The following is a 16,496-nucleotide window of genomic DNA, read 5'->3' on the forward strand; positions in this document are numbered from 1 at the left end:
GCCCTCGGTTCTGCATCGCGGGGCCTGTCGCGACCCGGTGCGGGCGCCTGCCGGCAGGTTTACTGCCCGAGCGCCTGGATGTTCACGATGGAGGGTCCGACAAGGATGATCAAGAGCGGCGGCACGCAGAGACCCATGGTGGCCAGGGTCATCTTGGTGGGCAGCTTGTTGGCCTTCTCCTCGGCGCGCATCACGCGCTTGTCGCGCATCTCGGCGGCGTAGACCCGAAGCGCCTCGGCGATCGACGTGCCGAAGGTGGCCGACTGGATCAGCACCGTCACGAAGGAGGAGATATCCATCACCCCGCAGCGCTCTGCCATGTCCGAGAAGACCGCGGCCTTGTCCTTGCCGGCCTTGATCTCGTAGCTAACCATCTCGAATTCATCGGCCAGATGCTCGTAGGAGGCGCGCAGCTCCCTGGCGACGCGGATGATCGACTGGTCCAGCGACTGACCGGCCTCGACGCAGACCAGCAGCATGTCGAGCGCATCGGGGAAGCCTTCCTCGATCTGCTGCTTGCGCTCTTCAACGCGCTTGGTGACCCAGTATTTCGGCAGGTAGTAGCCCGCCGCGCCGGGACCAAGGATATACATCAGCGTCTTCTGGGTGTCGGGATCGGTCTGGGCGACGAAGAGCACGAAGTAGATCGTGCCGCCCAGCAGACCCAGCAGGCCCAGGGCGAACTGGGCGAAGTAGAAATAGCGCACCGCATCCTTGCTGCGGTAGCCCGCCTGCAGGAGCTTCAGCTTGATGGCCGAGTATTCCTCTTCGTTCTGCGGCTCGAGGAAGGTCGAGTAGCGCTCGAGGCGTTCGTTGGCCTGTTTCGAACGCAGGGCCTCGCGCGACTTGGTGTTGTCCTTGCCGCGCGTGTTGCTGGCCTTCAGCTTGTCCAGCGGGTCGTCTTCCTTCTTCAGGAAGAAGGGCACGCTGAGCAGGATCAGGAAGAGACCGAGCCCGCCCACGACGTAGAGCGGACCGGCGGGTCCGAGTTTGTCGGTGATGATTTGCAGCAGATCCTGCATGGGGTTCTCTCGTCTCTACGGGCGCCGTAGGGCGCGGGCTGGGGGTGGTCCTTGTCAGACCTGGATATTCACCATGCGGCGCATGACGATGACGTTGACCACCAGGAACAGCGCCACCGCGATGCAGCAGGGGATGAAATAGGGGTGGTCCATCACCGCATCGTAGTAATGGGGGTCGGTCATCAGGATGCCGATCAGGGCCAGCAGCGGGAAGGCGGACAGGAACTTGCCCGACCACTGCGCCTCGGCGGTGATCGCCTTCACGCGGCGGAAGAGCTTGAAGCGGGCGCGGATCACCTGGGCCAGGCCCGCGAGGACCTCGGCCAGGTTGCCGCCCGATTGCTGCTGGATGGTCACGGCGACGGCGAGGAAGCGCAGATCCTGCAGGCCGATACGTTCGGCCATGTCCTTCAGCGCCTCGCCCATGTCGCGGCCATAGGCGGCCTCGTCCGCGACGATGCCGAACTCGGTGGCAAGCGGATCCTGGACCTCCTTGGCGACGATGCCCAGGGCAGAGCTGAAGGGGTGGCCGACGCGCAGCGAGCGCACCATGAGCTCGACCGCATCGGGCAGTTGCTCTTCGATCATGCTGATGCGCTTGTTGGCCTTGTTGTTGACCCACATGTAGACCGCGCCGACGCCCATCACGACCGAGATCGCCGCCCGAACGGCCAGGCTGGTTTCGGTCATGATCGTCAGGCCGATGAAGGCCACCAAGGAAAGGCCCGCCATGATCCCCATGAGCTGGGGCGGCGAAAAGGCGATGGCCGCCTTCTGCGCCTTCTCGGCCAGCATCGAGTAGAGCGGGATCTCCCGCGAGGCCATGTGCAGTTCCATCTCCTTGCGGAGCTTTTCCAGCACTTCCTCGCGGTTCGAGCCTTTCTCGAGCATCTCGAGCCGGCGGTTCACCTTGCTGTTGAGGCTGATCGACTTGCCGAAGAAGGTCAGGTAGAGGCCTTCAATCAGGCCGAAGACACCGGCGAAGATCAGCAGGTAGATGAGGGGATCGGTGGCGATGGACATCATGTCAGGTCACTCCCGCGCGGGCTCGAAGATCTGCGGCGGCAGGTCGTAGCCCCACATCTTGAAGCGTTCAGAGAAGTGGCTGCGCACGCCGGTGGCGGTGAAATGGCCGAGGATCTTGTTCTCGGGGGTCAGGCCGGTGCGCTGATAGCGGAAGATCTCCTGCATCGAGATCACGTCGCCCTCCATCCCGGTCACCTCGGTGATCGAGGTCATCCGGCGCGAGCCGTCCTGCAGGCGCGAGGCCTGGACGATCAGGTGCACGGCCGAGGCGATCTGCGCGCGCATGGCCTTCAGCGGCATGTCGATGCCGGCCATGGCGATCATGTTCTCGAGGCGCGAGATACCGTCACGGGCCGAGTTGGCGTGGATCGTGGTCATCGAGCCGTCGTGGCCGGTGTTCATGGCCTGCAGCATGTCGATGACTTCCTCGCCGCGGGTCTCGCCGACGATGATACGGTCGGGACGCATCCGCAGGGCGTTCTTCAGGCAGTCGCGCGGGGTCACCGCGCCCTTGCCCTCGACGTTGGGCGGACGGCTTTCCATCCGGCCCACGTGGGACTGCTGCAGCTGGAGTTCCGCCGTGTCCTCGATGGTCAGGATGCGTTCGGAATTGTCGATGAAGGAGCTGAGCGCGTTCAGCGTGGTGGTCTTGCCCGAACCCGTGCCGCCCGAGACGATGACGTTCAGGCGGCAGGCCACGGCGGCCTGCAGGTACGCGGCCATCTCTTCCGAGAAGGCGCCGAACTTCACCAGGTCGTCGATACCCAGCTTGTCCTTCTTGAACTTACGGATCGAGACCAGCGAGCCATCCACCGCGATCGGCGGCACCATGGCGTTGAAACGCGAGCCATCCTTGAGGCGGGCGTCGACATAGGGGTTGCTTTCATCGACTCGGCGGCCGACGGCCGAGACGATCTTGTCGATGATGCGGAAGAGGTGCTTCTCGTCCTTGAAGGTCACGTCCGAGAGCTGCAGCTTGCCCTCGCGTTCCACGAAGATCTGGTGCGGGCCGTTGACCAGGATGTCCGAGACGCTGTCGTCCTTCAGCAGGCTTTCGAGCGGGCCGAGGCCCTTCACCTCGTCGTAGAGCTCCTGGGAGAGCTGCATCCGCTCTTCGCGGTTCAGCACGATGCCCTTTTCCTGCAGCACCTCGGCGGCGATCGCGTTGATCTCCATGCGCAGGTCGTTTTCCTGCGCGGTCTCGAGGGCGGAAAGGTTCAGGTTGTCCAGCAGGGCGCGGTGCAGCTCGAGCTTGATCTCGCTCAGGCGCTCCTTGCGCTTGCGGTTGCGGTCGGCGGCGCCCACCTGGGCCGGGGTGGCGCCGGCCGGCTGCGGCTTGCGCATGACGCGCGGCGCATCGGTCCTGGGCGCCATGGGCGGCGGCGCGGCAGGGGTCGGAGCAGGGGCCGGTTGCGCAGCTGCAGGCGCCTTCGTCGGGGCCGGGCCCTTGGAGGCCGGCGAGACGGGGGTAGAGGCGTTGTCTTTCTTGTAGCGCGAAAACATCGGCGATCCTTGAATGTCAGGCCCTTGGGGGTCAGGCCTCTGCGGCCTCGACTGCGTAATCCAGCTCCAGCAGCGAATGCGCCAGTTTCTGGACCTCCTTGCGGAGCGGGTTCTTCGGGGCGGCCGAGCCAAGCGGCACGCCGTGGTCGGCGCCCTGGGTGACCTGGCGGCCACCGTCGGGGAAATGCAATTCGATGGCGATGTCCAGCGTCTCGGCCAGGCGCTTCACGCGCTGCCGGGCGGTGAGCTCGGTGAACTTCGGCGCCCGGTTCATCACGTAGCGCAGCTTCTCCACCGGCAGCTCTTCGGCCTGCAGCGCCCGCTTCAGGCGCTGGATGTTCTGGGCCGAGCGCATGTCCATCTCGATCAGCGCGAAATAGACCTGGGCCTCGTTCAGCACCGTTTCCGTCCATTGGACGATGGTCTTCGGCATGTCGACGACGACGAAGTCGAAATGCGAGCGCGCCATCTCGATGATGCGCTGGATGTCACCCTGGCTGACCAGGTCGAGCGGCAGCATCTCGCTGGGGGCGGTCAGGACCGAGATATTGTCCTCGAAGCCGATGAGCGCCTGCTTGAAGACATCCGCATCCATCGCCTCGGTATCCGAAAGCAGCTCGTAGACCGCTTCGCGGCGGGGAAGGTCGAGATAGGTGGCGATGGAGCCATATTGCAGGTCGAGATCCAGCAGGCAGACCTTGGGCGGCGGCGCGGGCTCTGCCTTGCGCTTGGCGCGGCGGGCGGGCTTCGGTGCGCCCTGGGCCAGCTCGTAGGCGAGGTTCACCGCCAGCGTGGTGGCGCCGGTGCCGCCGGCCAGGCCGTGGCAGACCAGCACGGCGCCGTTGCGGTCGCCCTTGCCGCCGCCGGTGCGGGGCACCACGTGGCGGTCGGGGTCATATTCGGGCTCGGGATCAGGTTGCTGGATGCGGCTGATGGCGGCGGCCAGCTCGTTCTCGGGCAGGGGGTAGGGGACGAACTCATCGGCGCCCTTGCGCAGCAGCTGGTGCAGCGCGGCGGGGCTGACGTCCTCGGCGATGAGGATCACCTTGATCCCCTGGGCGCGTGCCTGGGTGATCACCTCGCTCAACAGCGAAAGGTTTCCCTCGTCCTCGGCGTCGACCGCCATGGCGATGAATTCAAGCGTTTCCGCTTCGGGCTGGTTGAAGAACATCAGCGCCTCGGCAAAGCCGAGATCGCCCCATTTGTCCCCCATCGTGGTTTCCATATCCTCGATCAGGAGCTCGAACCCGTCGGGTTCTCTCCGGATCGTGCATGCCACGATCGGGCTGGGTTCAGCCTGTAATGTCGCAGATGCCGTCATGGCGTCACTACCTCTCACTCCACTGCGGCCCGGTGGCCTGTCCGCCTTGTGACGGACGTTTGTCCCTGGCAGCCCCGGGACGACTCATGTCCCCCGCAGTGATCTGAGGTCCAACCTGCGGGTCAACTTAGGCGACAATACGGCCAAAAAACCGAATTGTTGCGGATTCGTCGCCAGAGGCGACCACGCCAGAAAGCAGTAAAATAAGGGATTCTCATCAAATCTGCACGGAATGTTTCAAATCCGGCTACATCCCGTCTCAATCGCGCCCCAGTGCCGGCAAATCGGTGCCCGAAGGCCTCTGCCGAGGGGGTTGGACGGGACCTTATTCGCTGCCGCCGCCCGAGGTCAGTGAGCCGCCCGTCAGGGTTGAGGGCACGACCGCGCTTTCCACGTATCCACGATATACGATGGCGGCGTATTTGCCATCCATGACGTTGGGATGCCGCTTCACGAAGCCGGTGACCTCGGTCACGGTGCGGCGGTTCTCGCGTTCGGGACCTTGGCTGTAGACCAGCGGCTGGGTTTCGCCGAAGGAGGCCACGGCCTCCAGCCGGTCGCGGCCGATGCCCTGCGCCACGAGGAAGTTCACCGCCACCTGCGCCCGGCGCAGGCCGAGACGCTTGTTGTAGGCATTGCTGCCCACCAGGTCAGTGTGGCCATAGACGCGGAAGCGGACCTCGGGGAATTGCTTGATCCAGGTGGCCTGGCGGGTCAGCACGGCCCTGGCCTGCGTGTCCAGCTGCCACGAGTTGAAGGCGAAGTTGATGGTGGTGGGCACGTCCTGGGTGAACCGCTGGTTCAGGTTCTCGACATAGGACTTCCGGCCCGACTGGACGAGCTGGTTGTTCATCGTCGCATTGCCGAAATCGCCCCGGTCTACCAGCGCGCCCGCCTCGCGGGTGAAGGTGGAATAGCCATCGGTGGTGCAGGCGGTCAGGGCGCCGAGAGCCAGCAGGGCAGGAAGCTTTCTGATCAGCATCGGCAGCTCATTCCATCACATAGCCATAGGAGCCGCTGAAGTCCTGCCGCGCCACTTCGCCAGCGCCACCGGACAGCCGGCTGCCCTGCTCGCGGGCAACATTGCCGAAAAGGAACAGGTCCTTCTCGGAGGGCGGCCGCACGCGGTCGGTCGGCAGGGCCAGGGCCTCGCCTCGGGTGGGAGAGACAAGATGCGCGGTGATGATGATCACCAGCTCGGACTGCGAGCGCTGGTATTCGGCGCTGCGGAAGAGCGCGCCCAGCACCGGCACGTCACCCAGCCAGGGCAGCTGGCTGGAGCTGTCGGTGAAATCGTCCTGCAGCAGGCCCGCGATGGCGAAGCTCTCTCCGTCGCGCAGCTCGACCGTGGTCGAGGCCTCGCGCCGCGAGAAGGCGTCGATGCGGAAGCTGTCCATCTCGAAACCGTTGGTGCTGTCGATGGCCGAGACGGCGGCCGAAAGCTCCAGGTTGATGACGCCCTGGTCGACGACGCGGGGCACGAAGTCCAGCTCGACACCGAAGGGCTTGTATTCCACGGTCACCGAAGAGCCGTCCTGCGCCACCGGCACCGGGTATTCTCCACCCGCCAGGAACTTGGCCTCCTGACCCGAGAGGGCGGTCAGGTTGGGTTCGGCCAGCGTGCGTACGACGCCTTTCGATTCAAGGGCTTCCAGCAACATACCCACTTCGACCGAGCCCACGTCGAAGCCCAGCAGAAGCGCGCCGGTGTTGCGGTTGGAGGCGGGCAGTGTGCCGCCCAGCATGGTGGTCTGGCCGCCCGAGTTGGCGCCGCGGGTGCTGCCGCCCTCGACACCCAGGCCGCCGCCGAAGGCAGAGCCCGACAGGCCCAGGGAGGCTGACAGAGACTTGGTGACCGAGCGCTGCATCTCGGCGAAGCGCACCTTCAGCATGACCTGCTGGGTGCCGCCCACGGACATCAGGTTCGACACGCGCTCGGGCGCATAGCGCTCTGCCAGGTCGAGGGCGCGCTGCAGCTTCTGCGCCGAAGAAACGACGCCCGAAAGCACGATGCCGTCATTGGCGGTGCGCACTTCGATGGCCTCGCCGGGCAGGATCTGCTTCAGCCGCGCCTTGAACTCGGTCACATCGGCCGAGACGATCACGTCGACATTGGTGATCAGCTGCCCGGCCGCATCCAGCAGGGTCAGCGTTGTGGTGCCGGGGCTCTTGCCCAGCACGTAGATCGAACGATCCGAGAGCGAGGAGATATCGGCGATTGCCGGGTTGGCGATGGAGAGCTCGGCGAAGGGCACGTCGCTTTCGACCACCACCGCGCGGTTCATCGAGACATTCAGCTGCGACTCGGCGGTTTCGTTCACCACGCGCAGGGTATTGGCCATGGCTGGAAGCGGCGGCTGGAATGCCAGCGCCGTGACCCCCAGGAGGGCGGCCTTCAGGAACCGTTCAATTGTCATTGTGATCTGCCTCTCGGATCACTGCTCTTGGCGCGGGTCTCGTGCCCGGTGTTTCGCGCATCCTGCGCCAATTCGGCTTTTCATGCAAGAATCAATGATTTCCGGGCCGAGTTGCATGTTGGACGGGGGCAACAGGTCGGCCGGGGCAATCCGGCGCCCACGACACCAACGAGAAAGGGCGACCCCGAGGGGCCGCCCTGGTCGCTGGACGCGAGAGACCTGGGATCAGTCGGTGCACGGGATCGGGATCTCGACCACCTCGGAGCCACGACGGTTGCGGATCGTGCAGACCCGGTTCTGCGGCTCGGGTGCGCGCTGCACCGGCTCGGGGTTGGGCTCGGCCACGGGGATGCCCAGCAGGCTGCGCTGGTCGACTTCGATCGCCTCGGCAACGGTGTCGTCGCCATGACCCACGAGGGACAGCGAGAGCCTGCCAGAGGACTGGGCCTGGGCCAGGGTGGCCACCTGCTGCGGGTTGACCGCCACGGTGACGGTGCGGGCGATGGTGGTGCCGGTGACATCGGTGTTGGCGCTCTGGTCGATGGCGATCAGCTCGACGCCGGTTTCGATGAGCTTGGTGAAGTCGCCCAGGATACCGTCGACGCGGCCGGTCCAGTAAACGTCGACGCGGTCGCCGGGGCGCAGGAAGCCCGAAACGCCGGTGGCCACGTCCACCGAGATGGCGAAGGCGCGCATGCCTCGGTCGATGCGCGAAGTCAGGCCGGCCTCGATGCCGGGCTCGGTGACCTTCACGGCGAGGATGGCCTCACCCTTTTCCATGGCGCGCTGGATGTAGCGCGGCGCGGCATTGCCATTGGGGAAGAGCGAGTCTTCCTTTGTGTAGACACCCTCGGGCTTGGCGCTGCGGGGCCAGGAGACCTGGCGCACGTCCTCGGGTGTGAGCGGCTCGCCATAGGCCAGCGCGCGCTTGGCCACATAGACCGGCACGGTCTCGACGTCGGGCGCGCTCTTGGTCTCGGCGGCCTGCACGCGGCGTTGCCACTCTGCCTGATTCTGGTTGAACAGGTATGCAGCGCTCCCCGCCAGGGCGAGGCCTACAATAAGAACCAATCCGAACATGACACGCATGTCTTACCCTCTTACCTGTTCCGGCCTCCCTTGCCTGGGCGGATGTGCCTGGGTGGGGAAGCTGGAGAGTTTCTGCCCTGGTCACCTGCCGGAATGCCGGCGCAGCCAGGGGCTGTCTGGTCTGCGGGAATCCCCTCAGTCGAAGGTCTTCTCGCTCATGAACTTCGCGGCGTTGTCCCCCAGGGACAATGCGTTGTTCGACATGGCCGTGAATACCGCCACACAGAGCGCGATCACCATGGCGACAAGGACAACCCAGTCGACGGTAACGGCGCCGTCTTCGCGACGAATGAAACCGCGCTGGATACGGTCCTTGAAATTCTTCAGCATGATGGTCGCCTCCTGTCCTTCGCCCATATCGGGGCCCGATGACGTTTCGCGGGGAAGCCGGGGCCTATGGAGAATTCCCAGGGCCCCTATCGAAAAGAGCCGCGCCCTGTAGAGAGAACGCGGCCCTTCTGGGTAATTCGATCACGCGCGGATTATTGCGCGGAGACGCGAACTTAGTTCGGGTCTGCGTCGCTCATGAATTCGGCGGTGGACGAGGTCAGGTCGGCCGCGCCGTTCGAGATGGCGGTGTAGGCTGCGCCGCCCAGGGCAACGATGGCTGCGGTCAGCACGACCCAGTCAACGGTCACGGCGCCGGATTCGTTCTTGCGGAAGTTCTTGATGAAGTTGATCATGGGCTTGTCCCTCCAAAGGATCACAAAAGGTTTTAACGTGGTTCGCTTTGATGTTTGGCGTAACCCGTTGCTCTCTCTTGGGTCACCATCTCTGCGGCACGGGTTATTTATACCCCTTGGATTCGGGCAGGATTTGGGCACGTTTGCAGCGAAAAAAGAGTTTGTTCATGTTTGCCATGTAGGCGGGTTCAAGGTATTGATTTGCAAGAGATAAAAGAATTGATCCACAGCAGAATTTTGTCTTGGGGCGGGGTCGAATGCGCTTTGAAAGGGCGAGGAATCCGGTCGATCCGGGCCAGATTCCGCAATATCGGGCAGCAATGAACCGGGGCAGAGAGGGCAGATTCCGGTGACTCGCAGATGACAGGATACGACGTCAGGCGGAAAAGCCGTTCCCACGGGGGTTCGAGGCCGCGCATGGGGTCTTTCGCGGGCGGGGCCGTGGTTCTGGCGGCCTGGCTCGCCCTGTTGCCCGCAGCCGCGCTGAGCGATGATCCGCCGCCCTTCCCCGAATTCACCTTCAAGACCGTCCGCCCGCCCGAGCCGGGCAGCAGGAAGCGCATCGACGTGCAGATCGCTCCGCAGGCCCCCGGTACCAGCCGCCTGCCGCAGATCGGCGCCCCCGAGACCCCGAAGCCCGCCGCGGCCGCGCCTGCCTCGGGAGAGGCGCCGGGGCGCTACGGCTGGTTTTGGGAGGCGATCTCGCCCGAGCGCGCGGCCTCGGGGCCGGGACGGCTGGAGCCCGCGCTCAACGCGCTCTCCGCGCCGCCTGCGGGGCAGGGGGTGCCGGCACCGCGCCTGTCGTCGCTGATGGAGATCGCCCGTGCCCACGGGGCCCAGATGCTGATCAACTCGGTCGGGACGCAGGTCTCTCCGGCGCTGATCCTGGCGGTGATCGCGGTGGAATCCTCGGGTGATGCTTCTGCGGTCAGCGGGGCGGGGGCGCAGGGGCTGATGCAGCTGATGCCGGATACGGCGGCGCGCTACGGGGTCAGCGATCCCTTCGACGCGGGGCAAAGCATCGCCGGCGGCACGGCCTTCCTGGATGTGCTGCTGACCCGCTTCGAGGGTGATCCGATCCTGGCGCTGGCGGGATACAATGCGGGCGAGACGCAGCTGGCGCTGCATGACGGCGTGCCCGAGTTTGCCGAGACACGGGACTACGTGCCCAAGGTGCTGGCCGCCTTCGCCGTGGCGCGCGGCCTCTGCGTGACGCCGCCCGAGCTGATCTCGGACGGCTGCGTTTTCAGACTGCCCTGAGCGGGCAGGCAGCGAGGGACCTCAGACGATGGTCGCCTCGGTGGCGGCGCGCATCTCGTCCTCGGTGACGCCATCGGCCAGTTCGAGGATCTTCAACCCGCCTTCGACGACTTCCAGCACCCCGAGGTTGGTGATGATCATGTCGACGACGCCGGCGCCGGTCAGCGGCAGGGTGCATTCCTTCAGCACCTTGGACTCGCCGTGCTTGTTGGCATGGTCCATGACCACGATGACGCGGCCGACGCCGGCCACCAGGTCCATGGCACCGCCCATGCCCTTGACCAGCTTGCCGGGGATCATCCAGTTCGCCAAGTCGCCCTTCTCGTCCACTTCCATGGCACCCAGGATCGCCGCGGCGATCTTGCCGCCCCGGATCATGCCGAAGCTGGTGGCGCTGTCGAAATAAGAGGTGCGGGGCAGCTCGGTGATGGTCTGCTTGCCGGCGTTGATCAGGTCGGGGTCCTCTTCGCCCTCATAGGGGAAGGGACCCATGCCCAGCATGCCGTTCTCGGATTGCAGGGTGATGTCCTTGTCGCCCACGTAGTTGGCCACCAGCGTCGGAATCCCGATGCCAAGGTTCACGTACATGCCGTCTTCAAGTTCCTCCGCCGCGCGGGCGGCCATCTGGTTACGATCCCAGGGCATTGCTGTCCTCCTCTATGAACCTGTCTATGCGGTCAGGGTCACGCCGGACAGGTCCAGCGTCACCACGGTGCCGGTGGCACCTGTCTTTACATCCAGCGTCCCGTTCAGCTGGCGGATCAGCCCGGCGATGACCGAACTGCCGACCGAGCTGGACACGGGCCAGGTCACGCCCTCGGGCATGCCGACCCCGTCATCGGCAACGGTTACCCGAAGGCTCTGCCCCGGCAGGGTCTGCACTCGTAGGTCCACGCGCCCGGTCTCCCGCCCGATGAAGGCGTGCTGCAGCGCGTTGGTCAGGATCTCGGAGACGATCATGCCCATGTGGATCGCGGCCTCGGATTCGGCCTCGGCGTCTTCGACGTCCACGTTCACCGTCAGGCCGGGCCGGCCATCCAGCGACTGGGTCGCCGCCGCCAGGCGCGAGAAGTAGGCCCCCAGCGAGACGGTATCCATGTTGCGCCGCCGTTCTGGGTTCGACAGCTCCTGGTAGAGCACCTGAAGGCTCTCGATGCGGCGCGACAGCTGCTGGAACTGGTCCTGCGCCGCGCCGGCCCCACGCCCGTACATCCGGGTCAGCGAGATGATCATCGACAGGTGGTTCTTCACCCGGTGCTGCACCTCGCGCATGGCGTGGCGCACGGCATTGGGCGACAGCACGTCCTCGACCTCGGCCAAGGGCTTCTGGATGCCCAGGAAATAGCGCAGGGAGCCGTCCTCGAAAAAGATCGGGGCCATCATCAGCCGGTTGGTGAAGGGCTCGCCATCGGCGCGGTAGTTCACCAGGTCGACGGTACACTCGGTCTGGGTCTCGATCGCTTCGCGCAGACGCTTCACGTCGTCGGGGTCCGTGCCCTCTCCCTGCAGGAAGCGGCAGTTGCGCCCGATGGCCATCTGGGCGTTGTACCCCGTCACCCGTTCAAACGCGCGGTTCACGTAAACGATGGGGTTGTCGGGCAGGGCGGGATCGGTCAGCACCATGGAGATCCTCGATCCGGCAAGCGTCTCGAAGGCTTCCATGTGGGTCAGGGGCTGGATCTCAACCCGGTTTTCGGCATCCATCGTCATGTAGCGTCTATGTCGTCTCTCTCGTGGGCCGGCGCGACTTTTGCCGCGCCCGGTCCCTATGTGGTGTCCATGGCTGCTTCTGCAACCCGGGGGGCTCGCCGCTCAGGCGGCGGGGCGCGTCGTGACTTTCTCGATACGCTTCTCATGCTCGCCCTGGATCAGGCGGTGCACGTAGATGCCGGGCAGGTGGATGTGGTCGGGATCCAGCTCGCCGGGTTCGACGATCTCCTCGACCTCCATCACGCAGACCTTGCCGCACATGGCGGCGGGCGGGTTGAAGTTGCGGGCGGTCTTGCGGAAGATCGCATTGCCGGTCGTGTCGGCCTTCCAGGCCTTGACGATCGACAGGTCGGCGAAGATGCCTTCTTCCATGATGTAGGTCTCGCCGCGGAAGTCCTTGTGCTCCTTGCCCTCGGCGATCTGGGTGCCGACGCCGGTCTTGGTGTAGAAGCCCGGAATGCCCGCGCCACCGGCGCGCATGCGCTCGGCCAGGGTGCCCTGGGGGTTGAACTCCAGCTCCAGCTCGCCCGAGAGGTACTGCCGCATGAACTCGGCGTTCTCGCCGACGTAAGAGGAGATCATCTTCTTCACCTGGCGGGTCTGCAGCAGGATACCGATGCCGAAGTCGTCCACGCCCGCGTTGTTCGACGCAAAGGTCAGGTCCTTCGTTCCGGCTTCCTTGATCGCCTGCAGCAGAAGCTCGGGGATGCCGCAGAGCCCGAAGCCGCCCGCGGCGATCTGCATGCCGTCAAAGAGCAGCCCGTCGAGCGCTTCCGCGGCAGAGCCGTATACCTTCTTCATAGAAGTCCTCCTCAGAATTTTCGCCCCTGTCATGACGTCGCGTCGGACGCCTGTCAAACTATAGGGTCCGGGGTAGGGTTTCTACGATACCTGTCTCTGCCGCGCTGCGGCAAGCCCATTCTGCGGCGCAGAGGCCCGCGGCGCGGCCGCCTCGGGACGGGTCGCGGGCAGGCCCGGATCAGATGATCCGCACCTGTGCGCCGACGGGGGTGATGGCAAAGAGCTCTTCGATGGAGGGATTGTAGAGCCCGATGCAGCCGTCCGAGCTGCGCCGGCCGATCTTGCGGGTGTCATGGGTGCCGTGGATCAGATAGGCGGGCCAGCCAAGGTACATGGCGTGGGTGCCCAGCGGGTTGTCGGGGCCGGGCGGCATGTAGCGCAGTTCTGGGTTGCGCTCCTTCATCGAAGCCGTGGGGGTCCAGTCCGGTCCGACCCGCTTGCGCACCACCTCTGTATAGCCGCGCTTTGTCAGCTCTTCGGAGGCGGGCACCGAGGTCGGGTAGATCCGGTAGTCGCTGCCATCCTCGTTCCAGTAGTGCAGCGCGCGCGAGGTGGTGTCACAGAGGATCGTCACCCGGCCCAAGGTCTCGAAGTGGTCTTGCCAGTCCTGGCTGGAGAAGCTCGAGAGGTTGTGCCGGACCGGCGCCTGCACGGGGGCGGGGATCAGCGGCGGCGGGGCCTCTGCGGTGCCCTGGGCCAGGGCGGAGGCGGGCAGCAGGCTTGCTGCGCCTCCGGCGGCAAGGAAGCGGCGACGGCTGAAGGCGGCTTTGGAGAAGATGGTATCGGACAAGGGCGGTCTCCTGGCTTTTGATCCTCGCCCTGCGGTTTCGGGTCTGGAGGCCGGAAGCGCCAATCACGATCTCTTGCGCCCTGCGCGAGCGTCACCCGAGGGGCACGCCCCGAGGAAACGGAAGGGGGCGGAAGGGGCTGCTCGGAAAAGGGTGGTGCAAAGCAAAAGGGCACCCGAAACGGGTGCCCCTTGATGCTGTCTTGCGCGCCGATCTATTCCTCGGTCTTGGTCGCCGCCGTCTTGGCAGGAGCCTTCTTTGCCGCGGTCTTCTTCGCGGGCGCCTTCTTCGCCGCCGGTTTCTTGGCGGTGGTCTTCTTTGCCGCGGGCTTCTTGGCGGCGGCCTTCTTCGGCGCGATCTTCTTGCCGGACTTGGCCGCACGCTCGGCGATAAGCTCGACCGCGCGGGCCATGCTCAGATCCTCGGGATCATCGGCATCGGCGAGCGTGGCATTGATCTTGTCCCACTTCACGTAGGGGCCATAGCGGCCCTCCATCAGCTGCACCGGTCCGCCGACATCGGGATGCTCGCCCAGTTCCTTCAGCACCTTCGCGGTGTTGCGGCCCTTCCGGGCGGCGACCTTCTCGGCCAGCAGCTGCACGGCGCGGTTCATGCCCACGGTCCAGACCTCGTCCAGCCCTTCCAGGTTGGCATTGGTGCCGCCCCGGTCCGAGGTGCTCTCGGCGTGCTTGATGTAGGGGCCGTAGCGGCCGATGTTGGCCCAGACATTCACCCCGTCCTCGGGGTGCTGGCCAATGAGGCGCGGCAGGGCCAGCAGGCGCACGGCCTCTTCCAGCGTCAGGTCCTCGGGCGCCCAGTCCTTGGGAACCGACTGGCGCGGCGGCTTCTTGTTGTCCTCGGTGACCTCGCCACGCTGGCAGTAGGGGCCGAAGCGGCCCTTCATGACATAGATCTTGTCACCATTGTCCTCGCCCAGAAGCTTGCCCTCGGGCGGGATGGCGCTGGCCTCCGCCTCGGGGTTGGGCGGGCCGAAGGGGCGGGTGTAGCGGCACTCGGGGTAGTTCGAGCAGCCGATGAAGGCACCGCCCGACCGCGCGGTGCGCATCGACAGGCGCCCGGCACCGCAATTGGGGCAGAGGCGCGGGTCGGTGCCATCGGGGGTCGGCGGGAAGAGGTGCGGCTCCAGCACCTCGTTGATCTTCTCAAGCACCTCGGTGATGCGCAGCTCGGAGGTTTCGGCGATGGCGGCCGAGAAGTCGCGCCAGAAGCGGCTCAGCACGTCCTTGTAGTCGCGTTCTCCGGCAGAGACATCATCAAGCTCTTCTTCCAGGTCGGCGGTGAAGTCGTACTCCATGTACTTCTTGAAATAGTTCGACAGGAAGGCGATCACCAGCCGGCCCTTGTCCTCGGGGATGAGGCGGTTCTTGTCCTTCAGCACGTAGCCGCGATCCTGGATCGTGGTCACGATGGAGGCATAGGTCGAGGGGCGGCCGATGCCCAGCTCTTCCATGCGCTTGACCAGCGTCGCCTCGGTGTAGCGGGGCGGGGGCTGGGTGAAGTGCTGATCCGGGTTGATCGACTGCTTGGCCGTGGCCTCGCCCTTGTGGATCTGCGGCAGGCGCTTGTCGTCGTCATCGACGACATCGTCGCGGCCCTCTTCATAGATCCTGAGGAAGCCGTCAAACAGAACCACCTGGCCGGTGGCGCGCAGGCCGACCTGGCCGTCCTGGCTGCCGATCTCGACCGTGGTGCGCTCCATCCGGGCGCCTTCCATCTGGCAGGCGAGCGTCCGCTTCCAGATCAGGTCGTAGAGCTTGCGCTGATCATCGGTGAGACCCAGCGAGGCCGCGTCCCTTGTCATGTCGGTGGGGCGGATGCACTCGTGTGCTTCCTGGGCGTTCTTGGCCTTGTTCTTGTAGACCCGCGGGCTGCCCGGCACGTATTCCTTGCCGAAGCGGTCGGCGATGGCCTCGCGGCAGGCGGTCACCGCCTCGGGGGCCATGTCGATGCCGTCGGTTCGCATGTAGGTAATGTGGCCGGCCTCGTAGAGGCGCTGCGCTGCGTTCATCGTCTGCCGCGCGCCCATGCCGAACTTGCGGCTTGCTTCCTGCTGCAGGGTCGAGGTCATGAAGGGCGGGCTGGGGTTGCGCGAGGCGGGCTTGGCCTCGACCGAGGCGACGCTGAGATCGCGCGAGTTGATCGCCTGCACCGCCATCTCGGCCTGGGTGGCGTTCTCGATCGAGTACTTGTCCAGCTTGTCACCGGCCAGGGTGGTCAGCCGTGCCTCGAACTCCTGCCCGCGCGGGGTGGTGAGGATCGCCTTCACCGACCAGTATTCGCGCGGCTTGAAGGCCTCGATCTCCATCTCGCGTTCGACGATCAGGCGCAGGCAGACCGATTGAACGCGGCCCGCCGACTTCGCGCCGGGCAGCTTGCGCCAGAGCACCGGGGACAGGTTGAAGCCCACCAGGTAGTCCAGCGCACGGCGGGCGAGGTAGGCATGCACCAGGTCATTGTCGACCTGGCGGGGGGCCTTCATCGCCTCGGTGACGGCGGTCTTGGTGATGGCGTTGAACACCACGCGGCTGACCGGAGTGTCCTTCTTCAGCGCCTTGCGCTTGCGCAGCGCCTCTTCCAGGTGCCAGGAAATCGCCTCTCCCTCGCGGTCGGGGTCGGTGGCGAGAATGAGCGCATTGTCGTCTTTCAGCGCGTCCGCGATGGCCTTCACATGTTTCTTGCTGTCGCTTGCGACCTCCCAGAGCATCTCGAAATCATGCTCGGGGTCGACGGAGCCATCCTTGGGCGGCAGGTCCCGGACGTGGCCGTAGGAGGCGAGAACGGTGTAGTCGGATCCCAGATACTTGTTGATTGTCTTGGCCTTGGCCGGGGATTCGACGACGACGACGGGCATGCGG

15 protein-coding genes are annotated in these 16,496 nt (G+C 65.4%); 1 reads left to right on the forward strand and 14 read right to left on the reverse strand.

From position 1 onward, the window contains the following. Positions 1–59: 59 nt before the first annotated feature. The 9 genes from CRO50_RS09895 to CRO50_RS09935 form a co-directional block, all read right to left on the reverse strand. Positions 60–1,022: a type II secretion system F family protein gene (locus CRO50_RS09895; RefSeq protein WP_097145733.1), complete on the reverse strand. Its 963-nt coding sequence runs from the start codon at positions 1,020–1,022 to the stop codon at positions 60–62. 54 nt (positions 1,023–1,076) lie between these two features. Next, positions 1,077–2,045: a type II secretion system F family protein gene (locus tag CRO50_RS09900; protein WP_097145910.1), complete on the reverse strand. Its 969-nt coding sequence runs from the start codon at positions 2,043–2,045 to the stop codon at positions 1,077–1,079. 9 nt (positions 2,046–2,054) lie between these two features. Further along, on the reverse strand, positions 2,055–3,551 hold the full coding sequence (locus CRO50_RS09905) for a TadA family conjugal transfer-associated ATPase (protein ID WP_097145734.1): 1,497 nt from the start codon (positions 3,549–3,551) through the stop codon (positions 2,055–2,057). Between the two features lie 31 nt (positions 3,552–3,582). Beyond that, entirely contained in the window at positions 3,583–4,872 is a 1,290-nt protein-coding gene (locus tag CRO50_RS09910) for a CpaE/TadZ family protein (RefSeq protein WP_097145735.1), read from the reverse strand. Between the two features lie 325 nt (positions 4,873–5,197). Beyond that, a complete protein-coding gene (locus CRO50_RS09915) occupies positions 5,198–5,854 on the reverse strand; it encodes an OmpA family protein (RefSeq protein WP_097145736.1) in 657 nt (218 codons plus the stop codon). Positions 5,855–5,861: 7 nt separating this feature from the next. Next, the gene (locus CRO50_RS09920) at positions 5,862–7,289 is read right to left on the reverse strand and encodes a type II and III secretion system protein family protein (protein WP_097145737.1); all 1,428 of its coding nucleotides are present in this window, start codon (positions 7,287–7,289) and stop codon (positions 5,862–5,864) included. A gap of 225 nt (positions 7,290–7,514) precedes the next feature. Then, the gene (gene cpaB / locus CRO50_RS09925) at positions 7,515–8,378 is read right to left on the reverse strand and encodes a Flp pilus assembly protein CpaB (RefSeq protein WP_097145738.1); all 864 of its coding nucleotides are present in this window, start codon (positions 8,376–8,378) and stop codon (positions 7,515–7,517) included. Positions 8,379–8,513: 135 nt separating this feature from the next. Next, complete coding sequence (locus CRO50_RS09930; RefSeq protein ID WP_097145739.1) at positions 8,514–8,708, reverse strand: Flp family type IVb pilin; 195 nt, start codon at positions 8,706–8,708, stop codon at positions 8,514–8,516. A gap of 173 nt (positions 8,709–8,881) precedes the next feature. Next, positions 8,882–9,061, reverse strand: a complete 180-nt coding sequence (locus tag CRO50_RS09935; protein WP_097145740.1) for a Flp family type IVb pilin — start codon at positions 9,059–9,061, stop codon at positions 8,882–8,884. A 417-nt stretch (positions 9,062–9,478) separates the two neighbouring features. Here CRO50_RS09935 and CRO50_RS09940 point away from each other — a divergent pair, with 417 nt between their 5' ends. Beyond that, complete coding sequence (locus CRO50_RS09940) at positions 9,479–10,321, forward strand: lytic transglycosylase domain-containing protein (protein ID WP_097145741.1); 843 nt, start codon at positions 9,479–9,481, stop codon at positions 10,319–10,321. Between the two features lie 21 nt (positions 10,322–10,342). On the opposite strand, the gene CRO50_RS09945 is transcribed toward CRO50_RS09940, so the two are convergent. From CRO50_RS09945 to topA, 5 genes are all read right to left on the reverse strand, one after another. After that, a complete protein-coding gene (locus CRO50_RS09945) occupies positions 10,343–10,966 on the reverse strand; it encodes a CoA transferase subunit B (RefSeq protein ID WP_097145742.1) in 624 nt (207 codons plus the stop codon). A 24-nt stretch (positions 10,967–10,990) separates the two neighbouring features. Then, positions 10,991–12,031 (reverse strand): PAS domain-containing protein, encoded by a 1,041-nt coding sequence (locus CRO50_RS09950; RefSeq protein ID WP_097145743.1) that lies wholly within the window; start codon positions 12,029–12,031, stop codon positions 10,991–10,993. A gap of 102 nt (positions 12,032–12,133) precedes the next feature. After that, positions 12,134–12,832 carry a CoA transferase subunit A gene (locus tag CRO50_RS09955; RefSeq protein WP_097145744.1) on the reverse strand — a complete coding sequence of 233 codons (699 nt, stop codon included), beginning with the start codon at positions 12,830–12,832 and terminating at the stop codon, positions 12,134–12,136. 178 nt (positions 12,833–13,010) lie between these two features. Continuing rightward, a complete protein-coding gene (locus tag CRO50_RS09960; RefSeq protein ID WP_416061074.1) occupies positions 13,011–13,622 on the reverse strand; it encodes a L,D-transpeptidase in 612 nt (203 codons plus the stop codon). A gap of 212 nt (positions 13,623–13,834) precedes the next feature. Continuing rightward, positions 13,835–16,492: a type I DNA topoisomerase gene (gene topA / locus CRO50_RS09965; protein ID WP_097145745.1), complete on the reverse strand. Its 2,658-nt coding sequence runs from the start codon at positions 16,490–16,492 to the stop codon at positions 13,835–13,837. Positions 16,493–16,496: the final 4 nt, after the last annotated feature.

This window comes from Pseudooceanicola antarcticus, from assembly GCF_900215355.1.
In the GTDB taxonomy this organism is placed as follows: Bacteria; Pseudomonadota; Alphaproteobacteria; order Rhodobacterales; family Rhodobacteraceae; genus Pseudooceanicola; species Pseudooceanicola antarcticus.